The organism is Bradyrhizobium sp. SUTN9-2 (assembly GCF_003122645.1).
GTDB lineage: Bacteria > Pseudomonadota > Alphaproteobacteria > Rhizobiales > Xanthobacteraceae > Bradyrhizobium > Bradyrhizobium yuanmingense.
Genome location: NZ_LAXE01000001.1, coordinates 7,852,611 through 7,877,316, shown reverse-complemented (window position 1 = coordinate 7,877,316; position 24,706 = coordinate 7,852,611). Strand labels below are relative to the sequence as shown.

The 24,706-nt window shown below is 65.2% G+C and carries 29 protein-coding genes; 20 read left to right on the top strand and 9 right to left on the bottom strand.

The features are described 5' to 3' along the window. Positions 1-5 precede the first annotated feature (5 nt). Positions 6-599, top strand: a complete 594-nt coding sequence (locus XF30_RS36620) for a hypothetical protein (protein WP_109145408.1) — start codon at positions 6-8, stop codon at positions 597-599. 3 nt (positions 600-602) lie between these two features. On the opposite strand, the gene XF30_RS36615 is transcribed toward XF30_RS36620, so the two are convergent. From XF30_RS36615 to XF30_RS36605, 3 genes are read right to left on the bottom strand one after another with little or no spacing between them, the layout of a single operon-like run. Further along, positions 603-1,301, bottom strand: coding sequence for a DUF1045 domain-containing protein (locus XF30_RS36615; RefSeq protein ID WP_109145407.1), 699 nt, complete (start codon positions 1,299-1,301; stop codon positions 603-605). Positions 1,302-1,319: 18 nt separating this feature from the next. Beyond that, positions 1,320-2,513, bottom strand: coding sequence for an alpha-D-ribose 1-methylphosphonate 5-triphosphate diphosphatase (locus tag XF30_RS36610; RefSeq protein ID WP_074448050.1), 1,194 nt, complete (start codon positions 2,511-2,513; stop codon positions 1,320-1,322). Beyond that, a complete protein-coding gene (locus tag XF30_RS36605) occupies positions 2,510-3,181 on the bottom strand; it encodes an LbetaH domain-containing protein (RefSeq protein WP_192893357.1) in 672 nt (223 codons plus the stop codon). The genes XF30_RS36610 and XF30_RS36605 overlap by 4 nt, the downstream gene beginning before the upstream one ends. Positions 3,182-3,355: 174 nt before the next feature. On the opposite strand from XF30_RS36605, the gene phnC reads away from it, so the two are divergent. From phnC to phnE (XF30_RS36585), 4 genes are all read left to right on the top strand, one after another. After that, positions 3,356-4,171, top strand: a complete 816-nt coding sequence (phnC, locus tag XF30_RS36600) for a phosphonate ABC transporter ATP-binding protein (protein ID WP_036026922.1) — start codon at positions 3,356-3,358, stop codon at positions 4,169-4,171. 75 nt (positions 4,172-4,246) lie between these two features. Continuing rightward, a complete protein-coding gene (phnD, locus tag XF30_RS36595; protein ID WP_109145405.1) occupies positions 4,247-5,155 on the top strand; it encodes a phosphonate ABC transporter substrate-binding protein in 909 nt (302 codons plus the stop codon). A gap of 67 nt (positions 5,156-5,222) precedes the next feature. Continuing rightward, a complete protein-coding gene (phnE, locus tag XF30_RS36590; protein WP_109145404.1) occupies positions 5,223-6,110 on the top strand; it encodes a phosphonate ABC transporter, permease protein PhnE in 888 nt (295 codons plus the stop codon). Then, positions 6,107-6,961, top strand: a complete 855-nt coding sequence (gene phnE / locus XF30_RS36585; RefSeq protein ID WP_109145403.1) for a phosphonate ABC transporter, permease protein PhnE — start codon at positions 6,107-6,109, stop codon at positions 6,959-6,961. The genes phnE (XF30_RS36590) and phnE (XF30_RS36585) overlap by 4 nt, the downstream gene beginning before the upstream one ends. 136 nt (positions 6,962-7,097) lie before the next feature. Here phnE (XF30_RS36585) and phnF read toward each other — a convergent pair whose 3' ends face one another. Continuing rightward, positions 7,098-7,829 (bottom strand): phosphonate metabolism transcriptional regulator PhnF, encoded by a 732-nt coding sequence (gene phnF / locus XF30_RS36580; RefSeq protein ID WP_109145402.1) that lies wholly within the window; start codon positions 7,827-7,829, stop codon positions 7,098-7,100. Positions 7,830-7,948: 119 nt separating this feature from the next. On the opposite strand from phnF, the gene phnG reads away from it, so the two are divergent. The 9 genes from phnG to XF30_RS36535 are packed head-to-tail and all read left to right on the top strand — an operon-like array spanning position 7,949 to position 14,932. Beyond that, positions 7,949-8,413, top strand: a complete 465-nt coding sequence (gene phnG, locus XF30_RS36575) for a phosphonate C-P lyase system protein PhnG (protein WP_109145401.1) — start codon at positions 7,949-7,951, stop codon at positions 8,411-8,413. Between the two features lie 4 nt (positions 8,414-8,417). Further along, positions 8,418-9,026: a phosphonate C-P lyase system protein PhnH gene (phnH, locus tag XF30_RS36570; RefSeq protein ID WP_192893356.1), complete on the top strand. Its 609-nt coding sequence runs from the start codon at positions 8,418-8,420 to the stop codon at positions 9,024-9,026. A 4-nt stretch (positions 9,027-9,030) separates the two neighbouring features. Beyond that, entirely contained in the window at positions 9,031-10,134 is a 1,104-nt protein-coding gene (locus XF30_RS36565; RefSeq protein WP_109145399.1) for a carbon-phosphorus lyase complex subunit, read from the top strand. Beyond that, positions 10,131-11,027 (top strand): alpha-D-ribose 1-methylphosphonate 5-phosphate C-P-lyase PhnJ, encoded by an 897-nt coding sequence (locus XF30_RS36560; RefSeq protein ID WP_109145398.1) that lies wholly within the window; start codon positions 10,131-10,133, stop codon positions 11,025-11,027. The genes XF30_RS36565 and XF30_RS36560 overlap by 4 nt, the downstream gene beginning before the upstream one ends. Next, entirely contained in the window at positions 11,020-11,817 is a 798-nt protein-coding gene (gene phnK / locus XF30_RS36555) for a phosphonate C-P lyase system protein PhnK (protein WP_036014398.1), read from the top strand. The genes XF30_RS36560 and phnK overlap by 8 nt, the downstream gene beginning before the upstream one ends. A 22-nt stretch (positions 11,818-11,839) precedes the next feature. Further along, entirely contained in the window at positions 11,840-12,538 is a 699-nt protein-coding gene (gene phnL / locus XF30_RS36550) for a phosphonate C-P lyase system protein PhnL (protein ID WP_057027587.1), read from the top strand. A 12-nt stretch (positions 12,539-12,550) separates the two neighbouring features. Continuing rightward, a complete protein-coding gene (locus tag XF30_RS36545) occupies positions 12,551-13,699 on the top strand; it encodes an alpha-D-ribose 1-methylphosphonate 5-triphosphate diphosphatase (RefSeq protein WP_109145396.1) in 1,149 nt (382 codons plus the stop codon). Next, on the top strand, positions 13,696-14,292 hold the full coding sequence (gene phnN, locus XF30_RS36540) for a phosphonate metabolism protein/1,5-bisphosphokinase (PRPP-forming) PhnN (RefSeq protein ID WP_109145395.1): 597 nt from the start codon (positions 13,696-13,698) through the stop codon (positions 14,290-14,292). The genes XF30_RS36545 and phnN overlap by 4 nt, the downstream gene beginning before the upstream one ends. Positions 14,293-14,320: 28 nt before the next feature. Then, entirely contained in the window at positions 14,321-14,932 is a 612-nt protein-coding gene (locus XF30_RS36535) for a pyridoxamine 5'-phosphate oxidase family protein (RefSeq protein ID WP_109145394.1), read from the top strand. A gap of 184 nt (positions 14,933-15,116) precedes the next feature. Here XF30_RS36535 and XF30_RS36530 read toward each other — a convergent pair whose 3' ends face one another. Then, positions 15,117-15,848 (bottom strand): SDR family NAD(P)-dependent oxidoreductase, encoded by a 732-nt coding sequence (locus tag XF30_RS36530; protein ID WP_109145989.1) that lies wholly within the window; start codon positions 15,846-15,848, stop codon positions 15,117-15,119. Between the two features lie 392 nt (positions 15,849-16,240). Between XF30_RS36530 and XF30_RS36520 the strand changes: the two genes are divergently transcribed. Both XF30_RS36520 and XF30_RS36515 read left to right on the top strand, forming a co-directional pair. Beyond that, positions 16,241-16,462 carry a hypothetical protein gene (locus XF30_RS36520; RefSeq protein ID WP_109145393.1) on the top strand — a complete coding sequence of 74 codons (222 nt, stop codon included), beginning with the start codon at positions 16,241-16,243 and terminating at the stop codon, positions 16,460-16,462. A 22-nt stretch (positions 16,463-16,484) separates the two neighbouring features. Then, positions 16,485-17,438, top strand: a complete 954-nt coding sequence (locus XF30_RS36515; protein ID WP_109145392.1) for an aliphatic sulfonate ABC transporter substrate-binding protein — start codon at positions 16,485-16,487, stop codon at positions 17,436-17,438. Between the two features lie 14 nt (positions 17,439-17,452). Here the strand turns inward: XF30_RS36515 and XF30_RS36510 are convergent, their stop codons facing one another. From XF30_RS36510 to XF30_RS36495, 4 genes are all read right to left on the bottom strand, one after another. Then, positions 17,453-17,956, bottom strand: a complete 504-nt coding sequence (locus tag XF30_RS36510; protein ID WP_109145391.1) for a DUF6496 domain-containing protein — start codon at positions 17,954-17,956, stop codon at positions 17,453-17,455. Between the two features lie 127 nt (positions 17,957-18,083). Further along, positions 18,084-18,866 (bottom strand): alpha/beta fold hydrolase, encoded by a 783-nt coding sequence (locus tag XF30_RS36505; protein ID WP_109145390.1) that lies wholly within the window; start codon positions 18,864-18,866, stop codon positions 18,084-18,086. A 4-nt stretch (positions 18,867-18,870) separates the two neighbouring features. Then, positions 18,871-20,166, bottom strand: a complete 1,296-nt coding sequence (locus XF30_RS36500; protein ID WP_036014390.1) for an O-acetylhomoserine aminocarboxypropyltransferase — start codon at positions 20,164-20,166, stop codon at positions 18,871-18,873. Between the two features lie 278 nt (positions 20,167-20,444). Next, entirely contained in the window at positions 20,445-21,245 is an 801-nt protein-coding gene (locus XF30_RS36495) for an IclR family transcriptional regulator (RefSeq protein ID WP_109145389.1), read from the bottom strand. A gap of 129 nt (positions 21,246-21,374) precedes the next feature. Here XF30_RS36495 and XF30_RS36490 point away from each other — a divergent pair, with 129 nt between their 5' ends. Genes XF30_RS36490 through hpaH form a run of 4 tightly spaced genes read left to right on the top strand, consistent with a single transcriptional unit; the run spans position 21,375 to position 24,681 of the window. Next, positions 21,375-22,340 (top strand): Bug family tripartite tricarboxylate transporter substrate binding protein, encoded by a 966-nt coding sequence (locus tag XF30_RS36490; protein WP_036014388.1) that lies wholly within the window; start codon positions 21,375-21,377, stop codon positions 22,338-22,340. 3 nt (positions 22,341-22,343) lie between these two features. Next, on the top strand, positions 22,344-22,961 hold the full coding sequence (locus XF30_RS36485) for a flavin reductase family protein (RefSeq protein ID WP_036026965.1): 618 nt from the start codon (positions 22,344-22,346) through the stop codon (positions 22,959-22,961). Between the two features lie 52 nt (positions 22,962-23,013). After that, a complete protein-coding gene (locus tag XF30_RS36480) occupies positions 23,014-23,874 on the top strand; it encodes a fumarylacetoacetate hydrolase family protein (protein WP_036026966.1) in 861 nt (286 codons plus the stop codon). 3 nt (positions 23,875-23,877) lie between these two features. After that, positions 23,878-24,681, top strand: a complete 804-nt coding sequence (gene hpaH / locus XF30_RS36475; RefSeq protein WP_109145388.1) for a 2-oxo-hept-4-ene-1,7-dioate hydratase — start codon at positions 23,878-23,880, stop codon at positions 24,679-24,681. Positions 24,682-24,706: the final 25 nt, after the last annotated feature.

Below are 24,706 nucleotides of genomic sequence, written 5' to 3'. Positions count from 1 at the left end.
CGGGAATGGGATGGCCGCTCGCCGTTTCGGCCGGGCTCATGGACAAGAGCCCCCTCGCGCTCTTCCGTGCATTGTGGGCTCTGGCGGCCGGGCACCTCCTGGCAACACTTCTCGTGCTGCTGCCGTTCGCCTTCCTGCTCGTACTGGCCGAATGGCAGCGTCCAATCCAGATCGTCGCGAGTCTTCTCGTCATCGGCTTTGGCGTCTACCGGCTGATCGACCGGCGTCATCCGCGCGCGCTGGCACGAATTCCGCCGACGCAATTGGTGCTCTGGTCATTTGCCGTCGCCATCGCTCACGGCGCTGCCCTGATGCTCGTGCCGATCTATCTCGGGCTCTGCCAGGCCTTCGAGCTCGATGCCGGCCATCAGGCGGCGGGCGCGCTGATGACGGCAAATCTCGGGATGGCGGTGCTGGTGTCGCTGGTGCACGTTGCCGCCATGGTCGGCGCCGGCGGATGTCTGGCGTGGCTGGTCTACCGCCATCTGGGACTGAGGTTCGTCTCGCGAAGCTGGTTCAACCTGGATGCAGTCTGGGCGATCAGCCTCGTTCTGGTTGGCGCGGTGGCGCTCGCTTTCAATCTTGCGACCTCGCGCTGAGGTCTACCGCACCAAAGCCCACTCGCCGATGATGCGAAACCGCGCCTTGGCATCATCCTGCTTGAACAGGGCAATGCGATCGATCGCGAGCGTCTCGATCCCCAGCGCCGCAAACCGTGTTCGCAGCATCTGAAGGATCGGCCCGCGCCGCTCCGCATCCAGCCGCCCCGTCAGCGTCATGTGGAAGCGGAATTCTTCCATCACGTAAGGATAGCCCCAGCGGTCGAGATAATCGCGCTGCCGCTCGCTGAGCTTCTCCGGCTTGCGCCGAGCGCGATCTTCCGCCGTCAGCGCGGCGCGAAACGGGTCGAACTCGCGAACGCAATCAGCGGCAAGTTGCTGGAGCGTTTCCATCGGCTCGGCCGGAATAACGGCAATGAAGCCGCTGATGGCATCGACCACTGGTCGGATCGCCGGGATCGGACGTGTCCTGCCCGCGAAGGCCGCGCAGGCGGCCAGCAGCTCGGCTTCGGTATTGCCAGGCGCCAGCGCCATCGGCGCCTTCAGCGTGGCGTGAAAGCCGTATTTGCGAGGATCGGCGCTGACCTCGCGCCAGTCGGGCGCGGCGTGCAGCGCCTGCTCTGGAAACGAAATCTCGCCGCCGCTGTAGGCGTCATAGCCGAGCAGCTCGGCGCCGAAGCGGGAGAGGGCGCTGTCGCGGCCTGCGGCATAATAGATCGCGTAGCGGGGGAAACCTGTCATTGCCTCAGCATAACCAATTTACGCCGCGACGACAGTCTCGCGCGGGGCCGCCACTGCGGTGAGCAGCCGCGTCGCGTCGGTGAGATGCACGAGCCTGCCGCCTGAGATCACCGCGATCAGCCGCGGCCGCAGCTTCACGTTGTCGTCGACGAGGAGAATGTCAGCGCGGCGTCCCTCCGCGAGCAGGCCGCGATCGGTGAGGCCGGTCGCGCGCGCCGGGCCGGCGGAGACCAGATCCCAGGCCTGAGCCAGAGGCACCACGCCATCGGCGGCCAGGCGGAACGCGGCGAGCAGCTGCGCGGGATAATAATAGTCAGACGCCAGCACCGAGCAGAGCCCCTTGGCGATCATGTCGGAGGCCCTGGTCCAGCCGGTGTGGCTGCCGCCGCGCACGACGTTCGGCGCGCCATAGACGATGGCATCGCCGTGGCTGGCCGCAGCCTGCGCCGTCTCCTCGTTGATCGGAAACTCCGCGATCAAGGCGCCGAGCTCGCGAAAGTCCCGGCGCATCGCCGGGCTCGAATCGTCGTGCGAGAGCATCCGCACCTCGGCCCCGCGGGCCGCGGCGGCCAGGCGTGACACCGAGGCGGGCACCTCGTCGGCGCGCGAGACCACGCGCTCGACCAGCCGGTCGAATTCTTCGCTCGACAGACCGGTGCGCTCCACCATGCGGTTGCGCTTGCGTGGGTTGGAGATGTCGGCAACGACGCCGTCCATATGATCGTTGAAGGCGAACAGGTCGACGCGGCCCTCGCTGAGCCACTCCGCGATCTCCGCTTCGGCATCGAGATTGAAGGTCTCGTGCCGCAGGTGGAAGCGGGTGTCGGCAGCGAACTGCGGACGCTGCCGCTCGATCGCCTCCATCAGGCCGCGCGCATTGTCGGCGCTTCGCAGGCCCGGCTCCCACGAGCAGGTCGTGGCGTGAAACACGGTGGTGATGCCGTTGCTGATCGCCTGGCGGTCGCTGTCGGCGAGCGCGACGTCGATCGGAAAGTCGACGCCGGCGCGCGGCATCATCTGCCGCTCGAAGGCATCGCCATGCAGATCGACGATGCCGGGCAGCACCAGCAGGTCACGGGCATCCAGTGCCAGCCGCGCCCGGCCGCGAGAAGCATCGACCTCTGCAATGTCTGTTCCGGAGACGAGAAGGGAGGTTTCGACGAGCTCGGCGCCGATCAGGGCCCGGCCGCCTTCGATGAATATGTCTGTCACGCGACCGCGCTTCGTTTGCTGGCAGGAGAATTGGCGAGTGAGCTCGCTTTTGCTTCGTATGCCGAGAGGAAATCTTCAATCCCGAGCTTGCGGAAATTGGGCAGCGCCTCGCGCAACTTGTCGTGATCCCAGTCCCACCAGGCAAGCCTAGCGAGCCGTCCGGCGATCTCCTCCGAGAACCGCCGCCGCACGATGCGGGCCGGATTGCCGGCGACGATGCTGTAGGCCGGCACGTCCTTGGTGACGATCGCGCCGGCGGCGATCACCGCGCCGGTGCCGATGTTGCGGCCCGGCAGCACGATCGCGCCATGGCCGATCCAGACGTCATGGCCGATATGAACGTGATGCCGGCGGCGCCAGTCGAAGAACTCGAGATCGTCGCTCTCACGTTCGAAATAGGCGCTGGATCGGTAAGTGAAATGCGCCTGAGTGGCGCGATGCATCGGGTGGTTGCCGGGATTGATGCGGGTCATCGCCGCGATCGAGCAGAACTTTCCGATGGTGGCGTAGGTGATCTGCGCATCGTTCACGACATAGGAATAATCGCCCATCGCCACTTCATGCAGGATCGTGCGCGCGCCGACTTCGGTGTAGGCGCCGAGCCTGGTCTCATGCAGCTTGGCCGAGGGATCGACGGTCGGCTGAACCGAAAGAGCTTTGGCGGCCATGTTGCATCCGAAGTGCGAGGGCGGGCGTCTCTCTTCGAGCGGCCGGATGACGATGTCATGACAGCGAGATGACAGGGGATGATGTGCGTAGGATGGCCGCACTGCAGCAGCGCTGTCACACAAGTGTTAAGCACGAGGGTTAGCGGTTGGCTCCAGCTACTCTGGAGCTCCTGTATGCTGGTGGTTGAAGGCCTGACGTGTCGCTTCGGCGCGAAAGCCGCGGTGGACGATGCTTCGTTTCAAGTTTCCCCCGGCGGCTTCGTCGGGGTGATCGGGCGATCCGGCGCCGGCAAGTCGACATTGCTGCGGTCCATCAACCGCCTCACCGAGCCCTCCGAAGGCCGCATCCTGTTCGAAGGCGTCGACGTCACCGCGCTGCGCGGCAAGGAGCTGCGGCAGTGGCGTGCGCGGTCGGCGATGATTTTTCAGCAGTTCAACCTCGTCGGCCGGCTCGACGTCCTCACCAATGTGCTGATGGGGCGGCTGTCGACGGTGCCGACATGGCGGTCGCTGCTGCAGCTTTGGCCCGAAGAAGACAAGGCCATCGCGATGTCGGCGCTCGAGCAGTTCGACATGGCTGCCATCGCGGCCCAGCGCGCCGACCAGCTCTCGGGCGGTCAGCAGCAGCGCGTGGCGATCGCGCGGGCGCTGGTTCAGCAGCCCGACATTATCCTTGCCGACGAGCCGATCGCCTCGCTCGATCCCCGCAACACCAAGATCGTGATGGATGCGCTTCTGCGCATCAACAAGCATTTCGGTATCACCGTGCTCTGCAACCTGCATTCGCTCGATCTCGCCCGCAGCTATTGCGACCGCCTGATCGGGATGGCCGCGGGGCGGGTGGTGTTCGACGGCGCGCCGGCGGCCTTGACCGATCATATCGCGCGCGAGCTGTACGATCTCGAGGCGAATGAAGTCATGGATGTTGCGCCCGCGGATGCATCGGTCGGCACGGCAGTTCCTGCCCTCCGCACGGTTGCCGTGGCCTGATCGCTGCTTCTTTAAATCGAGCCTGGTCGTAGAGCCGGAACTCGACAGTTTCATAACCTTGAAATGGGAGACGTCATGATAGACCGTCGTACGATCGTTGCCGCTGCGGCGGCCCTGGCATTTTCAGTTTCAGCCGCTGCGGCGCAGGACTGGAAGGCAAAATATCCTGAGTTGATCTTCGCAAAAGTCCCCGACGAGAATGCCTCCGGCACCACCAACCGCTGGACGCCTCTGACGGAGTACCTGTCCCGCGAGCTTGGAACCAAGGTCACGCTGCGCATCGCCAACGACTACGCCGCGGTGATCGAAGGTCAGCGTGCAGGAAACATTCACATTGCGATGTACGGCCCGGCGTCCTACGCGCGTGCCTACATCATTGGCGCGAAGGTCGAACCGTTCGCGATCGAGGTGAACGGCGACGGCACCAAAGGCTATTACTCGGTTCTCTATGTCAAAAGCGATTCGAGCTACAAGGACATTAAGGACCTGCAAGGCAAGAACCTCTGCCTCGTCGATCCCAATTCGACTTCCGGCAACAACGTGCCGCGTTTCGCGATGAACAAGATGGGCATCGACCCGGAAAAGTTCTTCGCCAAGGTGGTCTATTCGGGGAGCCATGAAAACGCGGTGATCGGGCTTTCCCAGGGCACCTGCGACGCGGCGTTCAACTGGTGGAACGACGAGAAGGAATCGAACCTGCTCCGGATGGAACGGAAGGGCATGGCGAAGGCCGCGGATTTCAAGATCATCATGAAGTCCGAGCAGATCGTGAACTCGCCGATGGCCTATCTCAGCAGCCTGCCTGACGACCTCAAGGCGGCGATCAAGAAAGCAGTGCTGGAAATTGCGGTGAAGGACAAGGCGGCTTTCGACAAGATTTACGAGGGGAAGCAATTGCCCTACGTCGAGGTCGACCACAAGGCGTATGACGCCGTGATCGAACTGACCAAGTTTGTCGACAGCATTCGCAAGCAGAAATCCTGAGGGAAACGAAGGGTTGGACAAGTCGGGCAGATCGCAAGATCTGCCCGTCGGCTCTCGCCAACATCCCATGCGAACAGCAGTTCCCGAATTTCCGGAAGCCAGGCTGCGTGAGCTTGCCGATCGCTATGCGGCTGCAATTGCCGCCAAGCGCCGGCGCGTATGGCTCGGTGCCGCCGTCCTGATCGCCGTTGCCATTGCCGCGGGCTGGATGGGCGAGGTCAGTCTCGGAAATTTTGTCGAGAACTTCTGGCGCTTCCCGGCCTATTTCGTCAGCATCGCACCCAAATTTTCGTTCGCGACCGCATGGAGCGATTTGGCGGACTGGCTGTGGGGATTGCCGCGCTGGGCACGGCTTCTCGGGGATACGTTGCTGATCGCCTATATGGGCACCCTCTCGGGTGCGCTGTGCGGTTTCGCACTTTGCTTCCTCGCCTCGGCCAATCTCGTGAAATCAGGAACGACTGTTTTCGTCACCCGGCGCGCTCTGGAGTTTTTCAGGACCGTGCCGGAGATCGTGTTTGCCCTGATCTTCGTGCTAGCCTTTGGTCTCGGGCCGCTGCCGGGCGTTCTGGCGATTGCAATCCATACCGCCGGAGCGTTGGGCAAGCAATTCGCCGAGGTTGTCGAGAACATCGACAGCAAGCCGGTCGAAGGGGTGGCGGCAAGCGGGGGCAGCTGGGTTCAGGTCGTTCGGTTCGGCGCGTTGCCTCAGGTCCTCTCGAACTTCGTGAGCTATGCCTTGCTCAGGTTCGAGATCAACGTGCGGGGCGCCGCCGTGATGGGCTTCGTCGGCGCCGGCGGGATCGGTCAGGATCTGATCGAGGCGGTTCGCAAGTTCTACTTCACCGACGTCAGCGCCATCCTGCTGCTCATCGTCCTTACCGTCATGTTGATCGACTTCCTGACGGAACGGTTGCGACACCGCCTGCTCGGGCTGGAGGGAAGCACCCGATGAGCTCCTTCAGTTTTGAAAACCGGACCGGCATTGCCGAACGGTATCCCGACGTCTTCCGGACCGATTGGTGGCAGCGGGGAAGGATCGCAATACTCGTCGGCGGGACGGTCGGGCTGTTCCTGTTCGGGATCGTCCAGCTCGATATTCCCTTTAATCGGCTCTCCCAGGGCATGGTCAGGCTGGGCGAATTCGTCCAGCTCATGTTGCCGCCCAGCCCGGGTTCTTGGGCGGAGGTTCTGAAATATCTGCATGCGCTCGGAGAGACGGTGTCGATCGCGTTTCTCGGCACCCTTGGCGGCGCGCTGCTCGCGCTGCCGGTATCCCTGCTGGCGGCGCGCAACGTGGTTGCAAACCGGATCATCCGCCTATTGACGCGTCGTGGCCTCGATACCATCCGGGGAGTCGACACTTTGATCTGGGCACTGATCTGGGTCGGCGTCGTGGGGCTGGGGCCGTTTGCCGGCATCCTGGCCGTGATCTGCAGCGATTTCGGAACGTTCGGCAAGCTGTTCTCGGAAGCGATCGAGGTCGCCGACAAGAACCCCGCGGAAGGCGTTCGGTCATCGGGCGGCAACCATCTCCACAGCGTCCGCTTCGGATTGCTGCCGCAGGTATTCCCGGTCTTGCTGAGCCAGGTGCTCTACTATTTCGAGTCGAATACGCGATCGGCGACGATCATCGGAATCGTTGGCGCTGGCGGCATTGGCCTTCAGCTTGCCGAACAGATCCGGGTGCTGGAATGGCAGAAGGTATCGTTTCTGATCCTGCTGATCCTGGTAACTGTATCGTCGATCGACTGGATTTCCGGCAAGCTGCGCTTCGCGATCATCGGCAAGCGGACGGTCGCCTAACGTCGTGCTGCAGTCTTATCCGTTCCGATTGGATCGGAACGGAGCTCTGATTTTTGTTTTGACGCGTTTTCTCGACGCAAATCGTTTCCACCCCGGATCAGTCCCGAGGGCAGGCTTCGCTGGAAAACGCTCTGATCTAAGCGTTCTCCACCAAAAACTCCACCCGCTCTGCCGCAAAGCGCGAGTGCTTCGTCACCAGCGGCTTGCCCGTGAGATCGTGGTCGGTGGCGTCGACCACCAGGATCGGCCGCCCCAGCGCCAGGTCGAGCCGTGCGGCGTCGCTCGCGTCGACAATCCCCGCGGTGATTCTCGTTGCGCCACGGCGATAATCGCGGACGCCGAAATGCTCCAGCAGCTTCGTCATCGAGCGCGTTGCCGCGAACACGGCGCCTGCATCCGGGAACAGGTCAGCCGAGAGCCAGGTGGTGGAAACACAGATCGGGGTGCGGTCGGCGAGGCGAATCGCCTCGATCCGCACCAGCGGCGCGCCGGTCTTCAATCCCAGCTCTCGTGCGAGCTCGCGCGTCGCAACGTCATCGGTCGCCTCGATCAGCCGGCCATGCGGTTCGCGGCCATCGGCGCCGACGATCTCGGAGAAGCGCGTGCGCGAGCGCAAGGGATAAGCGAGCTTTTGCGCCTCGACATAGGTTCCGCTGCCGCGCTCGGCGCGCACCAGGCCGCGCTCGGCGAGGGCTGCCAACGCGCGCCGCACGGTGTGGCGGTTGACGCGATAGGTTTCGGCGATCTCCATCTCGCCCGGCAATTTGTCGCCGGCCGCAAAGCGGCCGTCGGCGATGCCGCGCTCGATGCCATCGGCCACGAGGCGCCATAGCGCGACGCCCGAGGAGGCTGTGTCCTGCATGCTCATGTCGCGGGAAACCTACTCCAGAAATCACAGCATTGTCACGAAACAGTCATGGCGCGTCCGTATGAAGTTGTCTATTATCATAGACAACTTCGACGCGGCAAGTTCTGTCAAAAAGCTCGGTGGACCAGGTGACCCAGCACAACGACCAGCAAGCCCAGCGCAAGGCCGCAATGGCGGTGCTGGCGCACGCGGAGGCGGGCGAGATCGCCGCTCGCCTCCGCAACTTGTCTCTCCCGGATCACCACGATCTGCGCACGCCGGAGAACGGCCTCGTCATGCTGCGCGGGCGGGTCGGCGGCGACGGCGCGCCGTTCAATCTCGGCGAAGCCACGGTGTCGCGCGCCGCGGTGCGGCTTGCGAGCGGCGAGGTCGGGTTCGGCTACACGCTCGGCCGCGACGGTGAGAAGGCGCGGCTGATCGCGCTGTGCGATGCGCTGGTGCAGTCCCGCGATTTCGGCGGCGCGGTGGAGCGCGACGTTATCGCGCCGTTGCGCGAGCAGCTTATGGTCAGGCGCAAGCAGGCGGCGGCAGCGGCCGCCGCAACGAAAGTTGATTTCTACACCATGGTGCGCGGTGAGGGGTGAGATCATGACCACGATTGCGGAACTGCCGCCGGGTTTCGCCGACAAGGTGCTGTCGGCGCAATCGACCTTTCGCTCGGTCATGGACGCCATGGCGCGGCCGGGCTCGGTCCAGCGCATCGTGCCGATGGCGGGCGCGCCAGGGCCGATGATGCGCGGCACCGCAGCGATCGCGCTGACGCTGTTCGATCACGACACGCCGCTCTGGCTCGATGCGCGGATGGCGGAAAGCTCGGACGTGACGAAGTGGCTGAAGTTCCACACCGGCGCGCCGGTCGTGCAGGATTCGTCGATCGCTTCCTTCGCGCTCATCAGTGACGGCGGCGCCTTGCCTGCGCTCGAGCGCTTCGCGTTCGGCACCAGCGAGTATCCGGACCGTTCGACCACGGTGGTCATCCAGGTCGACAGCCTCGCCGCCGGGCGCAGCTTCGAACTGCGCGGCCCCGGCATTGACGGTGTCGCCACGCTGCAGGCGTCGATCAAGCCTTTCGACCTGTTCGAGCGCCTGCATGTCAACGAGGCGCTGTTTCCGCGCGGCATCGATGTGGTGCTGGTCGCCGATGACGCTGTGGTCGCGATCCCCCGCACCACGCGCGTCGTGAGCAAGGGAAGCTAGAAGCATGTATGTCGCAGTCAAAGGCGGCGAACGCGCCATCGAGAACGCCCATCGCCTGCTCGCGCATAAGCGGCGCGGCGACCAGAGCGTTGCGGAAATCACGCTCGACCAGATCTCGGAGCAGCTCGGCCTGGCCGTCGATCGCGTCATGAGCGAAGGCTCGCTCTATGACCGCGAGCTCGCGTCGCTTGCGATCAAGCAGGCGCGCGGCGATTTGATCGAGGCGATCTTCCTGGTTCGCGCCTTCCGCGCCACGCTGCCGCGCTTCGGTGCCAGCGAGCCGGTCGACACCGGCATCATGCGGGTGCAGCGGCGGGTGTCGGCGACCTTCAAGGACATTCCCGGCGGCCAGATCCTGGGGCCGACCTTCGACTACACGCACCGCCTGCTCGATCCATCGCTCGCCCAAGGTTTTGTGCCGGAGAGGCCGGCTGCGGCCGAAGCCTCCACCGCGCCGACGCCGCGCGTGACAGACATTCTCGGGCGCGACGGGCTGATCGAATCATCGCCGGAAGCCGAGGACGGCGCCAGCGTCGGCGATCTCACCCGCGAGCCGCTGAATTTCCCCGCGGACCGTGATTTGCGCCTGCAAAACCTCGCGCGCGGTGACGAAGGCTTTCTGCTCGCGATGGGCTATTCCACCCAGCGCGGCTACGGCCGCAACCATCCCTTCGTCGGCGAGATCCGCTTCGGCGAGGTCGAGGTCGAATTCGTCGCGGAAGACGTCGGCTTCGCCGTGCCGCTCGGTGCGATCGAGCTCACCGAGTGCCAGATGGTCAACCAGTTCAAGGGCTCGGCGACCGAGGCGCCGTGCTTCACCCGCGGCTATGGCCTCGCCTTCGGCCAGAGCGAACGCAAGACCATGTCGATGGCGCTGGTCGACCGCGCGCTGCGCGCCCGTGAGCTCGGCGAGGAGGCGCTCGCACCGGCGCAGGACGAGGAGTTCGTGATGTCGCATTCGGACAACGTCCAGGCGACCGGCTTCGTCGAGCACCTGAAGCTGCCGCACTATGTCGACTTCCAGTCCGAGCTCGGCCTGCTCCGAAAGCTGCGTCAGGAGTTCGCCGATGCCAATGCGCCCGATGCCATGAAGGAGGCCGCGGAATGAACGCGCCCGCCTACAATTTCGCCTATCTCGACGAGCAGACCAAGCGCATGATCCGCCGCGCGATCCTGAAGGCGATCGCAATCCCCGGCTATCAGGTGCCGTTCGCCAGCCGGGAAATGCCGATGCCCTATGGCTGGGGCACCGGCGGCGTGCAGGTCACGGCCGCGATCCTGGGGCCGCAGGACGTGCTGAAGGTGATCGACCAGGGCTCCGACGACACCACCAACGCGATCTCGATCCGCAAATTCTTCGCCAAGACCTCGGGCGTTGCGACCACGACGGCGACGGACGAGGCAACCGTGATCCAGACCCGTCACCGCATCCCCGAGACGGCGCTGAACGAGAACCAGGTGCTGGTCTATCAGGTGCCGATCCCCGAGCCGTTGCGCTTCCTCGAGCCGCGCGAGACCGAGACGCGGCGCATGCACGCGCTCGCCGAATACGGCCTGATGCATGTGAAGCTCTACGAGGACATCGCACGCTTCGGCCACATCGCCACGGCCTATGCCTACCCGGTGAAGGTCAACGCGCGCTATGTGATGGACCCGTCGCCGACGCCGAAATTCGACAATCCCAAGATGGACAATTCCCCGGCGCTGCAATTGTTCGGCGCCGGCCGCGAGAAGCGCATCTACGCCATCCCGCCCTACACCCAGGTGGTGTCGCTCGATTTCGAGGATCACCCGTTCGAGCCCTACCGCTTCAACGCGCCCTGCGCGCTCTGTGGCGCGGAGAATTCCTATCTCGACGAGATCGTGACCGACGACAAGGGCGGGCGCATGTTCGTGTGCTCGGATACCGATTATTGCGAGGGCCGCCAGGCCGCCGGCCATCACGGCAGCCTCAGTGCCGCGCCGTACAAGGATAAGGCGCAGGAGGCCGCGAATGGCTGATCAGAATCTGGTCGAGAACGACGAGCCGCTGCTGGTCGCAAAATCCCTCAGCAAGTCGTTCGGCCGCATCAATGCCTGTCGCGACGTGTCGTTCTCGCTCTATCCCGGCGAGGTGTTGGCGATCGTCGGCGAATCCGGCTCGGGCAAGTCGACGCTGCTGCAAATGCTGTCGGGCCAGCTCGCGCCGAGTGCAGGCCATGTGTCCTATCGGATGCGTGATGGCGTCACCCGCGATCTCACGACGCTCGGCGAGGCCGAGCGCCGCTTCCTGTTCCGCACCGATTGGGGCTTTGTGCATCAAGACCCCGCGCAGGGCCTGCGCATGGCAGTCTCGGCCGGCGCCAATGTCGGCGAGCGGCTGATGGCGGTGGGGTGGAATCACTACGGCCGCATCCGTGAGACCGCGTCGGATTGGCTGACGCGCGTCGAGATCGACGTCGCGCGCATCGACGATGCGCCGCGCACCTATTCCGGCGGCATGCGCCAGCGCCTCCAGATCGCCCGCAACCTCGTTACCGAGCCGCGGCTCGTGTTCATGGACGAGCCGACCGGCGGCCTTGACGTATCGGTGCAGGCGCGCCTGCTCGATCTCTTGCGCAGCCTCGTCGCCGAGCTGAACCTCGCCGTCATCATCGTCACCCACGATCTCGCGGTGGCGCGCCTCTTGTCGCACCGCGTGATGGTGATGAAAGGCGGCCGCGTCATCGAGACCGGTCTCACGGACCAGGTGCTCGACGACCCGCGCGAGCCCTATACCCAGCTCCTCGTCTCCTCGATCCTGCCGCCATGAACTTTACGATATGAGCTTTCCAATGACCGCCATGATCGACATCACTGACGCCGGCAAGACCTTTACGATGCACCTGCAGGGCGGCATCGAGCTGCCTGTCGTGCGTGGCGTGACCTTCCAGGTCAATCCAGGCGAGTGCGTCGTGCTGTCGGGGCCGTCGGGCGCCGGCAAGTCGTCCATCCTGAAGATGATCTTCGGCAATTATCGCTGCGATAGCGGCTGCATCGGCATCCGCCATCGCGGCAAAGTGGTCGATCTTGCCACCGCCGAGCCACGCCAGGTGCTCAACATCCGCCGCTCCACCATCGGCTATGTCAGCCAGTTCCTGCGCGCGGTGCCGCGCGTCGCCACCATCGACGTCGTCGCGGAGCCGCTGATCGCGAATGGCATGAGCCGGGCAGACGCACAGGCGCGCGCCGGCGAGCTGCTGCATCGTCTCAACATCCCCGAACGGCTCTGGCAGCTTCCCCCCGCGACCTTCTCCGGCGGCGAGCAGCAGCGCGTGAACATCGCCCGTGGCTTCATCTCCGACCTGCCGATCCTTCTGCTGGACGAGCCGACCGCCTCGCTCGATGCGGCCAATCGCGCCGTGGTGGTCGAGCTGGTCGCTGAAAAGAAACGTCAGGGCGTCGCCATGGTCGCCATTGTCCATGACGACGAAATCCGTCATTTGATTGCCGACCGCATCGTCGACGTCACCGGCTTTGCCGCCGCGGCCTGAAGGAATGGGGAAATGAAGAAGGAATCCGTGATCGCCAACGCCAGGATCGTGCTGGCTGACCGGGTGATCCAGCAGGGCTGGCTCGCGCTTGCCGACGGCCGCATTGCGGAGATCGGCGAGGGGAGGGCGCCCGCGGGTGCCGAGGATGCCGGCGGCGATCTGATCATGCCCGGCCTGATCGAACTCCACACCGACCATCTCGAGGCGCATTACGTACCGCGGCCAAAAGTGTTCTGGAATCCTGTCGCCGCCGTCATCTCCTATGACGGCCAGCTCGCGACCTCGGGCATCACCACCGTGTTCGATTCGCTCCGGGTCTGGCGCGAGGACGGCGCCGAGGAGGTCGATGGCCGCGCCGGCGTGCTCGCCGCCGCGATCACCACCGCGCGCGAGGCCAACCTGCTGCGCGCCGATCACTTCCTGCATCTGCGCTGCGAGATCCCGATGCCAAGCGTGGTCGAGGAGGCCAAGGAGCTGATCGACCGTCCCGACGTCAAGCTGATGTCGCTGATGGACCACACGCCGGGCCAGCGCCAGTTTCGCGACGAGGTCAAGCTGCGCGACTATTATCGCGGCAAGGGCGGCGGCAAGACCGATGCCGAGCTCGACGAGCTGTTCGCAAAGCGGTTCGAATATCAAAGGCTCTATGCCGCGGCCAACATGCGCGAGATCGTGGCGCTGGCGCATGAGTACAACATTCCGCTGGCGAGCCACGACGACACCACCGAGGAGAACGTCGCGGACGCCGTGCGCGACCGCGTCTCCGTCGCGGAATTCCCGACCACGCTTGAGGCCGCGCGCGGCCTGCACCAGGCCGGCATCGACATCCTGATGGGCGCGCCGAACGTGGTGCGCGGCGGCTCGCACTCCGGCAACATCGCCGCGGTCGATCTCGCCCGCGAGGGCCTGCTCGACATCCTGTCGTCGGACTACATCCCGTCGAGCCTTTTGATGGCCGCGTTGCAATTGCCCGAGCATGTGCCCGCGATCAGCCTTCCGGCCGCGGTCCGCACCGTGACGAAAGCGCCCGCCGAGGCGGTCGGCCTCACCGACCGCGGCGAGGTCGCGACTGGCAAGCGCGCCGATCTGATCCGCGTCCATGTCGCAGGCCACGTTCCCGTGGTCCGCAGCGTCTGGCGCGAAGGACACCGCGTCGCATGAGCGAGATGGCGGCCACGGGCGAAGGCGAGACGGGTGCGATCGGCCCCGGCCGGCTCGTGCTCGTGGTCGGCCCCAGCGGCGCCGGCAAGGATACCTTGCTGCGGCTGGCCCAGGCGGCTTGCAGCGACGATCCCGACATCGTCTTCCCGCGCCGCATCGTGACGCGTGCGTCCTCGGCCGATGAAGACAATATCGCGGTCAGTCCCGACGAATTCCGCCGCGCGTGCGAGCACGGCGACTTTGCCGTGCACTGGGAGGCGCATGGGCATTCCTATGCACTGCCGCTCGAGATCAACGACGACGCCCGCGCGGGCCGCACCATCGTTGCCAACGTCTCACGCACCGTGATCGCTGCCTTGCGCCGGGCCTATGCCAACGTCGTGGTGGTCGCGATCACGGCGCCGCCGGACGTATTGGCGCAGCGGCTTGCCGCGCGCGCCCGGAAAAGCGATGGCGACATCGCCGAGCGGCTGTCGCGCAGCGTCGATGACGCCTCGGCACACGCCGATGTCACCATCCTCAATGCCGGCAGCGCCGACTATCACAGCCGCCAGCTCGTGCGCGTGATCAGGAAGCAAGGCTGGCAAGATTAGTTGCGGGCAATAACACGGAGAGAGTGGAATGACGGTGATTGAAACGGTCGAGCAGCTGGAGGCCATCTACGGCGTCACGAACGATGCCTCGACCGTCAAAGTTGCCGACCACGTCACCCCGCTCTACCGCATCTTCATCGAGAAGGCGCCGTTCGCTGCGCTCGCCACCATCGGGCCCGAAGGCATCGACTGCTCGCCGCGCGGCGATCTGCCCGGCTTTGTCCGCATCCACGACCCCAAGACGCTGATGCTGCCCGACCGCCGCGGCAACAACCGGGTCGATTCCTTGCGCAATATCGTGCGCGACCCGCGCGTGTCGCTGATGTTCCTGATCCCCGGCTCGGGCAATGCGGTGCGGGCCAACGGCCGCGCGCATCTGTCGATCGATCCGGAGCTGCTGGCCTCGTTCAAGGTCGAGGGTAAGGCGCCGCGTAGCGTCATGGTGATGAACGTGGACGAGATCTACTTCCAGTGCGCCCGCGCCATCGTCCGCGCCGATCTCTGGAACCCCGACAAGCGCGTCGATCCGAAGACGCTGCCGACACCGGGGCAGATTCTTGCGGAGATGAGCGACAACAAGGTCGGCGGCGCGGAGTACGACCGCGTCTGGCCCGAGCGTGCCGCGGCAACGATGTGGTGAGTTCTTTCTTCCCCTCTCCCCTTGTGGGAGAGGGTGGATCGCCGCGTCAGCGGCGAGACGGGCGAGGGGTATCTTTCCTCACAATGAGAGTAGTGTGCGGCGAGAACCCCTCATCCGGCGCTTCGCGCCACCTTCTCCCACAAGGGGAGAAGGAAGGGGGAGCCTGCTATGAATGACAGTGCCCTCAATTAAACGCCATCCCGCCGCTCAGCGCGATGGTCTGTCCGGTCATGTAGGCATTGTCGATCAGTAGCATCACGGCCTTGGCTACTTCATCCGCCGTGCCGAAGCGGCCGAGCGGGATGCGGCCGACGAGTGCGGGCTGGCCGCTCATCATGTCGGTCTCGATCAGCGACGGCGCCACCGCGTTGACGGTGATACCCTCCTTTACGAGCCGCGCCGCATAGCCGCGCGTCAGGCCCTCCATGCCGGCCTTGGACGCATTGTAGTGCGGCCCGATCGAGCCGGCACCGCGCGCTGCACCCGAGGAGATGTTGACGATGCGGCCCCATGTCCGCGCGCGCATCGATGGCAGCACGGCCTGCGTGCACAGGAAGGCGGATTTCAGATTGACCAGGATGGTGCGATCGAAATCGTCCTCGGTGAGATCGTCGACGCCGCGCGTGATGGCGATACCGGCATTGTTGACCAGGATGTCGATCGGCCCGAGCCCGGCGGTGACGCGCTCGACCATATCGGCCACGGCCTCGCGCTGCGAGACATCGGCGGCGACCACGATGGCGCGGCCGCCCTGCTTGCCGATCTCGCCTGCGAGTTGTTCAGCCTGGCCAATTCTCTCGCGGCAATTGATCGCCACTGCCGCGCCTGAGTCGGCCAGCGCGCGACAGACGGCCGCGCCAATTCCGCGCGAGCCGCCGGTGACGAGCGCCGTGCGCCCCCTCAAAGCATCCGCCATGCCTGGAACCTCCCAAATCAAGGGCCTTGTGATGCGTCGAGCGTAGCATGCCTGCCTTTCGCGCGCGTTGAACTCATCGCGAGATGAATCCGTCTGTCAATGCTTGCGGTGGGAGAAGCACCCGAGCGCGCGCGCCCCAAATATGGATAGCCATTTCATTGACCAATCGTGCCGATCGCTTGATATTCGAGCCATCGAAACTGCTCCTCGAGCCTGAAGCCGCACGATGAAAACCGATCACCAGCGCAATCAGAACGCCATGCATGCGTGCATGACGCGGCGCTGTTTCTCGGCGGCAACGGGCGCCTGTTGTTGTTGCTGACCGTCTCCTAGCAGCACCTCACATCGAAATCCCAAGACAGGAACGCCGAATTTCCGGCGGACGAGCAGTCATGTCCCAGCCCCAGTCGAACGCTTACATCATCGAGATCCAGGATCGCGCCGCCGGCATCATCACGCGCGACGAGCGTGGCTTCCGCTTCTTCTCCTCCGAGCGCCTGTTCGACAGCCTCGAAGGCCGCCAGTTCCGTTCGGCCCGTGAGGCCGAGCGTGCCGCCCGTGCCGTCTTCTCCGCGCGGAGCGGGCGCGCAAGCTCGCAACTCTTCCCCAACTGATCCCACCGAAAGGACCCGCGTCATGATCACCCGACGACACATTCTGGCAACGACGCTCCTGCTTGCAACCGCCCTTGCTGCACCCGCTCACGCCGAGGACAAGCCGGCCGAAATCCGCATCGGCACGCAGAAGGGCGGCTTCTTCCCGGCGGTGCGCCAGCGCCAGACGCTCGAGAACGCCTTCAAGCCGCTCGGCATCGAGATCAAGTGGGTCGACTTCCAGTTCGGTCCGCCGCTGCTGGAGGCCATCAATGTCGGCAGCGTCGATTTCGGTTATGTCGGCGACTCCCCGCCGATCTTCGCGCAGGCCGGCGGCGCCAAGATCCGCTACGTCGCCGCGGTGAAATCGGAAGGCAACACCCAGGCGATCATCGTGCCGAAGGACTCGGCCATCAAGACGCTGGCCGATCTCAAGGGCAAGCGCGTCGCCTTCGGCAAGGGATCGAGCGCGCATAATCTATTGGTTGCCACGCTCGAAAAGGCCGGCCTGTCCTGGTCCGACATCACGCCGGCGCCGCTCGCGCCCGCCGATGCGACCGCCGCCTTCGTCAAGGGCTCGGTCGATGCCTGGTCGATCTGGGATCCCTATCTCGCGCTCGCCGAGCTGAAGGAAAAGGCGCGGGTCATCGCTTTCGACAAGGACGTGCACAAGCCGAATGCGTTCTACATCGCCAACACGGATTTCGTTGATAAATACCCTTCGCTGGTGGCGAAGCTCAACACCACCTTCGCCTCTGAAGGCGTCTGGGCCAACGAGCACCACGAGGACGTCGCCAAAGCCCAGGCGGACGCGACCGGCGTCGACATCGAGGCCGTCAGGCGCTTCGTGGGTCGCTCAAACTTCCGCGTGGTGCCGCTGGATGCCGAGATCATCGCAAGCCAGCAGGCGGTCGCCGACCGTTTTGCAAGGCTCGGCCTGATCCCGAAGCCCGTCAGCGTCTCCGACATCGTCTGGAAATGGAATCCAGGCTCCTGAACCGGCGCAACTGATCAACTCCGGCGGCGCGCGCGGGTGCGTGCCGCCTTCTTGCCGGCGGCGGAGCGGACCTTGGCACCCTTGGTGTGGCTTGCCTTGCGCGCGGCGGCTGAACGGGATGCTGCGGGTCGGCGGCTTGCGGCTTCTTTGGCCTGTTTCGACAGCGCACTGCGCGACGCGGTCGAGCGCGGTTCCTTCTTGAGAACACGCTCGACAGCGCGCGATACTTTCGGCCTCCGCTTCGGCGTGCGCTTGCCCTGGCCGACCTCATAGGCATATTTGGCGCTGCGGCGCGTCGCCTTCTTGGTGCGCCCTTTGCGCGGCGGCGGCAGATCGACACCGGCGCGACGCGCTTCGGAGAGGCCGATCGCGATGGCCTGCTTGGTCGAGCGTGCGCCGTGCTTGCCTTTCCGGATCCTGTCGATCTCGTCCTTGACGAATTCGCCGGCCTGCGTGCTGGCCGACTTGCCGGCGCGCTTGTCTTGCCTGGCTTTGCGAATGACTTCCTGTCTCGGCATGGTCCAGTTCCCTTCTTGAGTGAGAGGGATGTCTGACCGCAACGCGCAAGACGGAAGATTGATCCGCCTAAAGCATGATCCGGAAAAGTGCGAAGCGGTTTTCCGGAAAGATCATACGTAGACAACTTTAGTTCCTCAGCGCCGCCAGCAGCTCGTCCGGCCGCTCGGCCATGATCATGTGGCCGGCGCCGGGCACCACGACGGTCTTTGCATGCGGGATCGCCGCGGCGAGCGCCTTGCCGGCCTTCGCCGGCGTCATCAAGTCCCGCTCGCCGAGGATGAGCGTCGTCGGCACCTTCACGGTCGCCGCAGCGGCAAGCGCATTCGTATAGGAGTTGCAGGCCGACAGATCCCTGAACAGCACGCCCGGCTCGCATGCCCTGAGCACCGCCTGCGCGCCGCCATGCATCCACAGGCCCGGCGCCAGGCTGCCGCCGAGCTCCGCGTTGAAGCCGAGGCCCCAGATCGAGACCATGTCGTTGGCATCCTGCGAGTTGGCTTCGGCGGCTTTCAACAGATCCGGACCCACCGTCATGGTCGCGGCGGTGCCGATCAGGCTCAGCGCTGACACCTTGTCGGGATGTCGCGCGGCGGTCTCCAGCGAGATCAGCGAGCCCATGGAGTGACCGATCAGATGCGCCTTTGCGGCGCCCGCCGCATCGAGCAGCGCCGCCGTCCAGTCGGCCATCTCGGCGATGCTGCCGAGCGAAGGCCCAGTAGAGCGGCCGTGGCCGGGCAGGTCGGGCGCCAGCACGGCAAAGCCGTGATGGGCGAGCCAGCGCGTATGCAACGCCCAGGTCGAATGGTCGAAGCCGGCGCCGTGGATGAAGACGACCGCGGGCAGGGACTTGTCGAAGTCGCGGCCGCCGGTTGCGACAAACACATCGGTGCCGTTGACGGAGAGCTTCATGGTGTCAGGCCTTTTGCGAGATGCGCAGCGCTTGGTTGAGGTCGTCGATGATGTCGCTTGCGGTCTCGATGCCGACCGAGAGCCGCACCAGCTCTTCGCCGATGCCGGCCGCCTTGAGCTGCTCGGCATCCATCTGCTGATGCGTGGTCGAGGCCGGATGGATCACCAGCGTCTTGGCGTCGCCGACATTGGCGAGATGGCTGATCATGCGTAAGCTCTCGATGAACTTGCGTCCGGCAGGCCGGCCGCCCTTGATGCCGAAGGAGACGATCGAGCCGGCACCGCGCGGCAGCAGCGTCTTGGCAAGCTGGTAGTCCGTATGATCCTCGAGCGACGGGTGCAGCACCCAGTCCACGGCCTTGTTGGACTTCAGCGCCTCCAGCACCAGATGCGTGTTCTGCATATGCCGGTCCATGCGCACGCCGAGCGTCTCGACGCCCTGGAGCAGCTGAAACGCGTTGGTCGGCGACAGGCAGGCGCCGAAATCGCGCAGGCCTTCCGTGCGGGCGCGCATGATGAAAGCGGCGGTGCCGAACTGCTCGTCGAAGACGATGCCGTGATAGCCGCCATAGGGCTCGGTCAGCACGCCGAACTTGCCGGAGGAGCGCCAGTCGAAGCGGCCGCCGTCGACGATGGCGCCGCCGATCGCGATGCCGTGGCCGCCGATCCATTTGGTCGCCGAATGCATCACGATGTCGGCGCCGAGCTCGATCGGACGGCTGAGATAGGGCGTGGCGAAGGTGTTGTCGATCAGAAGCGGAATCTTGGCCTCATGCGCGATCGCCGCAACCTTCGGGATGTCGAGCACCTCGAGGCCGGGGTTGCCGATGGTCTCGCCGATCACGAGCTTCGTGTTCGGTTTGATCGCCGCGCGGAATGCGTCGAGATCGCGTGGTTTCACAAACGTCGTGGTGATGCCGAAGCGGGGCAGCGTGTGCGCCAAGAGGTTGATGGTGCCGCCGTAGAGCGAGCTCGACGCCACGATGTGGTCGCCGGCATTGAGCAGCGTGGCGATGGCGAGGTGCAGCGCCGCCTGGCCGCTCGCCGTGCAGATCGCGCCGACGCCGCCTTCCAGCGCCGCAAGCCGCTCCTCCAGCACGCCGGTGGTCGGATTGGAGATGCGCGTATAGATGTGGCCGGCGCGCTCCAGATTGAACAGCGCGGCGGCGTGATCGGAATCCTGGAACACGTAGGACGTGGTCTGGTAGATCGGCACCGCCCGGGCGCCGGTCGTGGGATCCGGATGCTGGCCCGCATGCAGGCTCAGGGTCTCGAAGGCAGGCGGTTTCGGCGCGGGCATGCGTGGCCTCGTTGATCGGTCGGCGATGGCGGCCGTTGTGCCACAAAACGGAGCGGTACGTCAGCCCATTGACAGCGCTGGGTTTGAAGCGAGCTCCAGCCGCGCCGGCGGTGCGCTCCCTCGCCCCGTTCTTACGGGGAGAGGGTTGGGGTGAGGGGCTCTCTCCACGAAGATGGTGGCAGCTGGACTCGCGGAGGCTCCCCCTCACCCGGAATTTGCTGCGCAAATTTCCGGCCTCTCCCCGCAAGCGGGAGAGGCGAAGAGGCGCCGTCCGCGCTTCACCCCCCGATCGCCTGCTCGATGGTCCGCGCCTCCTGCAGCAGGATCTCCGCGACCTCCTGCTCGCGCCTTGGCCCGAGCCTCGTGCGAACGGCGGAGACCGTCATCGCTGCAGCCGGTTGCCCGTCCGGCGTCTTGATCCAGGTCGAGATCGATTTTGTCCCCTGCACCAGTCCGATCTCTCTCATGCCATATCCCAGCCGCCTGGCGGCGGTGACCTCGCCGAGCACGGTCGCGACGTCGGTCCGGTAGGCCTCGAACCGCTTCTCGTTCGCCGCGACGATCTTTCGCGCCTCCTGCGCCGGCATTGCGGCGAGAATGGCAACGCCGGCGCTGGAGACGCCGAGCGGCCGGCGCGCGCCGACCTCGATCGACAGCACCTGGATCGGGTAGACGCCGATCCGGCGATCGACGCAGAGCGTGTCGTTGCCGGTGCGCACCGTCAGGAACAGCGTGTCGCCGATCGCGGCGGACGCGCGCTGCAGCGACGGATTTGCGGCGACCAAGAGCCGCGATGGCCGCGGACGCGCCAGCGCCAGTTCCGGTACCTGGTTGCCGATCGCGTAGCGGCCGCTCCGGCCGTGCCGCTCGACGATGCCTTCCTCGATCAGCACGTGGACGATGCGATGCACGGTGGGGCGGGTGAGCCCGGTCGTGCGGACCACCTCGGCCAATGGCACACCGTCCTCGCGCCCTGCGGCCAGGATGCGCAGCACCGCGAGCGCGCGCCGGATCGCCTGCGCGCCATGTCGCGGCTCCACGGCGCTGCGGGTGGATTTCGTTGCGCGTCGTTTGTCCATAATATGGACAAGAACGCCACAATTCGCTCGACAGGGCAAGCGCGCATCTGGAGATTGCGCTCCGATCGGGATGCCATGCACGAAAGTCTGCGCCCGATATGGAATTGGAAGCGCCGCCGGGAGGTTAACATGAGATTAATCTGGATTGCCATCGCTGCAGCAGCCGCAATGTTGGCGGGACCCGCCTCCGGCCAGCAATGGCCGGCGCGCAACGTCAAGCTGATCGTGCCCTATCCCGCCGGCGGCAATGTCGACAGCGCCGCGCGCATCGTCGCCGACAAGCTCCAGGAAAAGCTCGGCCAACCCTTCGTCATCGAGAACAAGGCCGGCGCCGGCGGCATGATCGCGGGCGAAGCCTTCGCGAAATCGGCGCCCGACGGCTACACGCTGTTCGTCGGCGCCAACGGCCCGGTGCTGTTCGCGACCGAGATCAACAAGCGCGACGCCTACAATTGGAAGAAGGACTTTCTCCCGATCTCGACGATCTCGATGACGCCGCTGGTGCTCGAGGTTCATCCCTCGGTGCAGGCGACCACGCTCAAGGAGTTTCTCGACCTCGCCAAGCGCGAGCCCGGCAAGCTGACCATGGCCTCGCCCGGTCCCGGCACCACCAACCATCTGCTCAGCGAGCTGATGCAGTCGAATCTCGGCCTGCAATGGGTCACGGCGCATTATCGCGGCAATGCGCCGGCCATCAACGATCTCCTGGGCGGTCAGGTGCAGTTCGCCTTCGACCAGCTCACGGTCAGCCTCCAGCACATCAAGGCCGGCCTGTTCCGCGCGCTCGCCGTCACCTCACCGCATCGATTGAAATCGCTGCCCGACGTGCCGACCTTCGCCGAGCTCGGCTACAAGGACTTCGACGGCCAGACCTTCACCGGCCTGTTCGCGCCCGCTGGCACGCCTGCGCCCATCGTCGAGAAGCTGCACGAGACGCTGGTCGCGATTCTCAAAGACCCCGCCGTGGTCGACAAGTTCGAAAAGCTCGGCGGCGAAGCCACGCCGATGACGCCGGCCGAATTCAGGGCCTATCTCGAGCGCGAGGACGCCAAGTGGATTCCGGTGGTGCGCAAGGCCAATATCAGGGCGGACTGATCGATGCGGATCGATCCGACCGAGCTTGGCGCCGAGCGCATCTACCGCCTGATGACCGGCATCGTGGTGCCGCGCCCGATCGCCTGGGTGACGAGCTTGTCAGCTACGGGCGTGCTCAATCTCGCTCCGTTCAGCGCCTTCACCTTCGTCTCGCAGAAGCCGCCGATGCTCGCCATCAGCGTGGGCCGCAAGGGCGCCGACTACAAGGACACCGCGCACAACATCCTCGATACCGAGGAATATGTGATCCACATCGCGGATACGCCGCTGATGAATGCCGTGCACGACTCATCGGTCGAGCATCCGCCTGAAATCAGCGAGGTCGAGCATCTCGGCCTGGAGACGCTCGCGAGCGAGCGCATCAAGGTGCCGCGGCTTGCCGCCGCGCCGGTCGCGATGGAGTGCCGATTCCGGCAGTGCCTCGAATTCGGTGACGCCAAGAGCCGGCTCATCGTCGGCGAGGTCGTGCTGTTCCATTTGCGCGACGGTCTCGTCAACGACGGCAAGGTCGAGACCAGGGCGCTCGACCCGATCGCGCGCATCGGCGGGCCGCGCTACGCCCGCCTCGGCGAGATCGTGACGCTGGGCAGCGTGTTCCAGACTCCCAAGTCGAAAGACTGAGCGTGCGGGCCTCATCGCCGGCCGCCGCCCCAAGATCATCGGAGGACATACAATGCGACTGCTGAGCTATCTGCTGGACGGCGAGGCGCGCTACGGCGCGGCCGTGGACGGCGGCGTGGTCGATCTGACCAGGCGCATCGGCCGCGACTATTCGGACGTCAAGGCGCTGATCGCGGCCAACGCACTCGCCGAAGCGCAGGAGGCCGTCGCGGGGCAAAAGCCGGATCATGCGCTGGACAAGCTCGTCCTGTTGCCGCCGGTGCTGGCGCCGGAGAAGCTCTGGTGCATCGGCGTCAATTACGCCGAGCGCAATGCGGAGTATAAAGACAATTCCGACCTGCCCAAATATCCCAGCCTGTTCGTGCGCAGCATGTCCTCGATGACGGGCTCCGGCCAGCCGATCGAGAAGCCGAAGGTTTCGGACCAGCTCGACTATGAAGGCGAGCTCGTCATCGTGGTCGGGCAGGGCGGCCGCCACATTCCGCGCGAAAAAGCGTGGTCGCACATCTTCGGCATGACACTGTGCAACGAGGGCACGATCCGCGATTGGCTGCGCCACGGCAAGTTCAACGTCACGCAGGGCAAGAATTTTGATCGCTCCGGCAGCATCGGCCCGTGGATCGTGACGTCTGACGAGCTCGACCCGCGCGGGCCTCACGACATCACTACGCGCGTCAACGGCGAGGTGCGGCAGCAGGACACGACGGAACGGCTGATGTTCCCGTTCGATTTCCTGATTTCCTATCTCTCGACCTTCGCGACCCTCAAGCCTGGCGACATGATCGTGACGGGCACACCGACCGGCGCGGGTGCCCGGTTCGACCCGCCACGCTGGCTTAGGGACGGCGACGTCGTCGAGGTCGAGTCCAGCCGCATCGGCGTGCTGCGCAACACCGTGGCGGCGGAGCAGTAAACGATGCTGGATTCCGCCACGATCGAACGCCTCGCCGCACGTCTCGATGAAGCCGAGCGCACCAAGACGCTGATCCCGATGTTCACGAAAGAATATCCGGAGTTCAGCATCGAGGATGCCTACGCGGTCCAGCGCGCCTGGACGAAACTCCAGCTCGGCCGCGGCCGAATCATCAAGGGCCACAAAATCGGCTTGACCTCGAAGGCGATGCAGAACGCGGTCGGCATCAACGAGCCCGATTACGGCGTGCTGTTCGCCGACATGTTCTACGCCGATGCCACGCCTGTTCCGTTCGACTGCTTCCATGCGCCGCGCATCGAGGTCGAGCTCGCGTTCGTGCTGAAGGCGCCGCTGCGCGGACCGGATTGCACCATTTTCGACGTGCTCAACGCCACCGACTACGTCACGCCTGCGCTGGAGATTCTGGAGACGCGCATGCACCGCGTCGACCCCGAGACGGGCAGGACCCGCAAGGTGATGGACACGATCTCGGACAACGCGGCCAATGCCGCGCTGGTGCTCGGCGGCCGGCCGATCCGCCCGATGGATGCGGACCTGCGCTGGATCGGCGCATTGCTGTTCTGCAACGGCGAGGTCGAGGAAACCGGCCTTGCCGCCGGCGTGCTCAATCACCCCGCCAACGGCATCGCCTGGCTCGCCAACCGCCTCGCACCGCATGACGAGCATCTCAAAGCCGGCGAGGTCGTGCTGGCGGGATCGTTCACGCGTCCCGTCGACATCCGCCGCGGCGACACTTTCCATGCCGATTACGGTGCCTTCGGCTCGGTGTCGTGCCAGTTCGTCTGAAGCAATAACAAGCAGGGAGCGCACC

Bases quoted from the DNA above. Each gene is read 5' to 3' on its own strand.
- phnK (WP_036014398.1), top strand. From the start codon at position 11,020: ATGGCTGATCAGAATCTGGTCGAGAACGACGAGCCGCTGCTGGTCGCA.
- phnF (WP_109145402.1), bottom strand. From the start codon at position 7,829: ATGAGCATGCAGGACACAGCCTCCTCGGGCGTCGCGCTATGGCGCCTC.
- XF30_RS36620 (WP_109145408.1), top strand. From the start codon at position 6: ATGGGATGGCCGCTCGCCGTTTCGGCCGGGCTCATGGACAAGAGCCCC.
- phnL (WP_057027587.1), top strand. From the start codon at position 11,840: ATGACCGCCATGATCGACATCACTGACGCCGGCAAGACCTTTACGATG.
- XF30_RS36605 (WP_192893357.1), bottom strand. From the start codon at position 3,181: ATGGCCGCCAAAGCTCTTTCGGTTCAGCCGACCGTCGATCCCTCGGCC.
- phnH (WP_192893356.1), top strand. From the start codon at position 8,418: ATGACCACGATTGCGGAACTGCCGCCGGGTTTCGCCGACAAGGTGCTG.
- XF30_RS36545 (WP_109145396.1), top strand. From the start codon at position 12,551: ATGAAGAAGGAATCCGTGATCGCCAACGCCAGGATCGTGCTGGCTGAC.
- XF30_RS36560 (WP_109145398.1), top strand. From the start codon at position 10,131: ATGAACGCGCCCGCCTACAATTTCGCCTATCTCGACGAGCAGACCAAG.
- XF30_RS36530 (WP_109145989.1), bottom strand. From the start codon at position 15,848: ATGGCGGATGCTTTGAGGGGGCGCACGGCGCTCGTCACCGGCGGCTCG.
- XF30_RS36505 (WP_109145390.1), bottom strand. From the start codon at position 18,866: ATGAAGCTCTCCGTCAACGGCACCGATGTGTTTGTCGCAACCGGCGGC.
- XF30_RS36520 (WP_109145393.1), top strand. From the start codon at position 16,241: ATGTCCCAGCCCCAGTCGAACGCTTACATCATCGAGATCCAGGATCGC.
- phnC (WP_036026922.1), top strand. From the start codon at position 3,356: ATGCTGGTGGTTGAAGGCCTGACGTGTCGCTTCGGCGCGAAAGCCGCG.
- phnE (WP_109145403.1), top strand. From the start codon at position 6,107: ATGAGCTCCTTCAGTTTTGAAAACCGGACCGGCATTGCCGAACGGTAT.
- XF30_RS36500 (WP_036014390.1), bottom strand. From the start codon at position 20,166: ATGCCCGCGCCGAAACCGCCTGCCTTCGAGACCCTGAGCCTGCATGCG.
- XF30_RS36565 (WP_109145399.1), top strand. From the start codon at position 9,031: ATGTATGTCGCAGTCAAAGGCGGCGAACGCGCCATCGAGAACGCCCAT.
- XF30_RS36490 (WP_036014388.1), top strand. From the start codon at position 21,375: ATGAGATTAATCTGGATTGCCATCGCTGCAGCAGCCGCAATGTTGGCG.
- phnD (WP_109145405.1), top strand. From the start codon at position 4,247: ATGATAGACCGTCGTACGATCGTTGCCGCTGCGGCGGCCCTGGCATTT.
- hpaH (WP_109145388.1), top strand. From the start codon at position 23,878: ATGCTGGATTCCGCCACGATCGAACGCCTCGCCGCACGTCTCGATGAA.
- XF30_RS36535 (WP_109145394.1), top strand. From the start codon at position 14,321: ATGACGGTGATTGAAACGGTCGAGCAGCTGGAGGCCATCTACGGCGTC.
- XF30_RS36510 (WP_109145391.1), bottom strand. From the start codon at position 17,956: ATGCCGAGACAGGAAGTCATTCGCAAAGCCAGGCAAGACAAGCGCGCC.
- XF30_RS36615 (WP_109145407.1), bottom strand. From the start codon at position 1,301: ATGACAGGTTTCCCCCGCTACGCGATCTATTATGCCGCAGGCCGCGAC.
- XF30_RS36485 (WP_036026965.1), top strand. From the start codon at position 22,344: ATGCGGATCGATCCGACCGAGCTTGGCGCCGAGCGCATCTACCGCCTG.
- XF30_RS36495 (WP_109145389.1), bottom strand. From the start codon at position 21,245: ATGGACAAACGACGCGCAACGAAATCCACCCGCAGCGCCGTGGAGCCG.
- XF30_RS36515 (WP_109145392.1), top strand. From the start codon at position 16,485: ATGATCACCCGACGACACATTCTGGCAACGACGCTCCTGCTTGCAACC.
- phnN (WP_109145395.1), top strand. From the start codon at position 13,696: ATGAGCGAGATGGCGGCCACGGGCGAAGGCGAGACGGGTGCGATCGGC.
- XF30_RS36480 (WP_036026966.1), top strand. From the start codon at position 23,014: ATGCGACTGCTGAGCTATCTGCTGGACGGCGAGGCGCGCTACGGCGCG.
- phnE (WP_109145404.1), top strand. From the start codon at position 5,223: ATGCGAACAGCAGTTCCCGAATTTCCGGAAGCCAGGCTGCGTGAGCTT.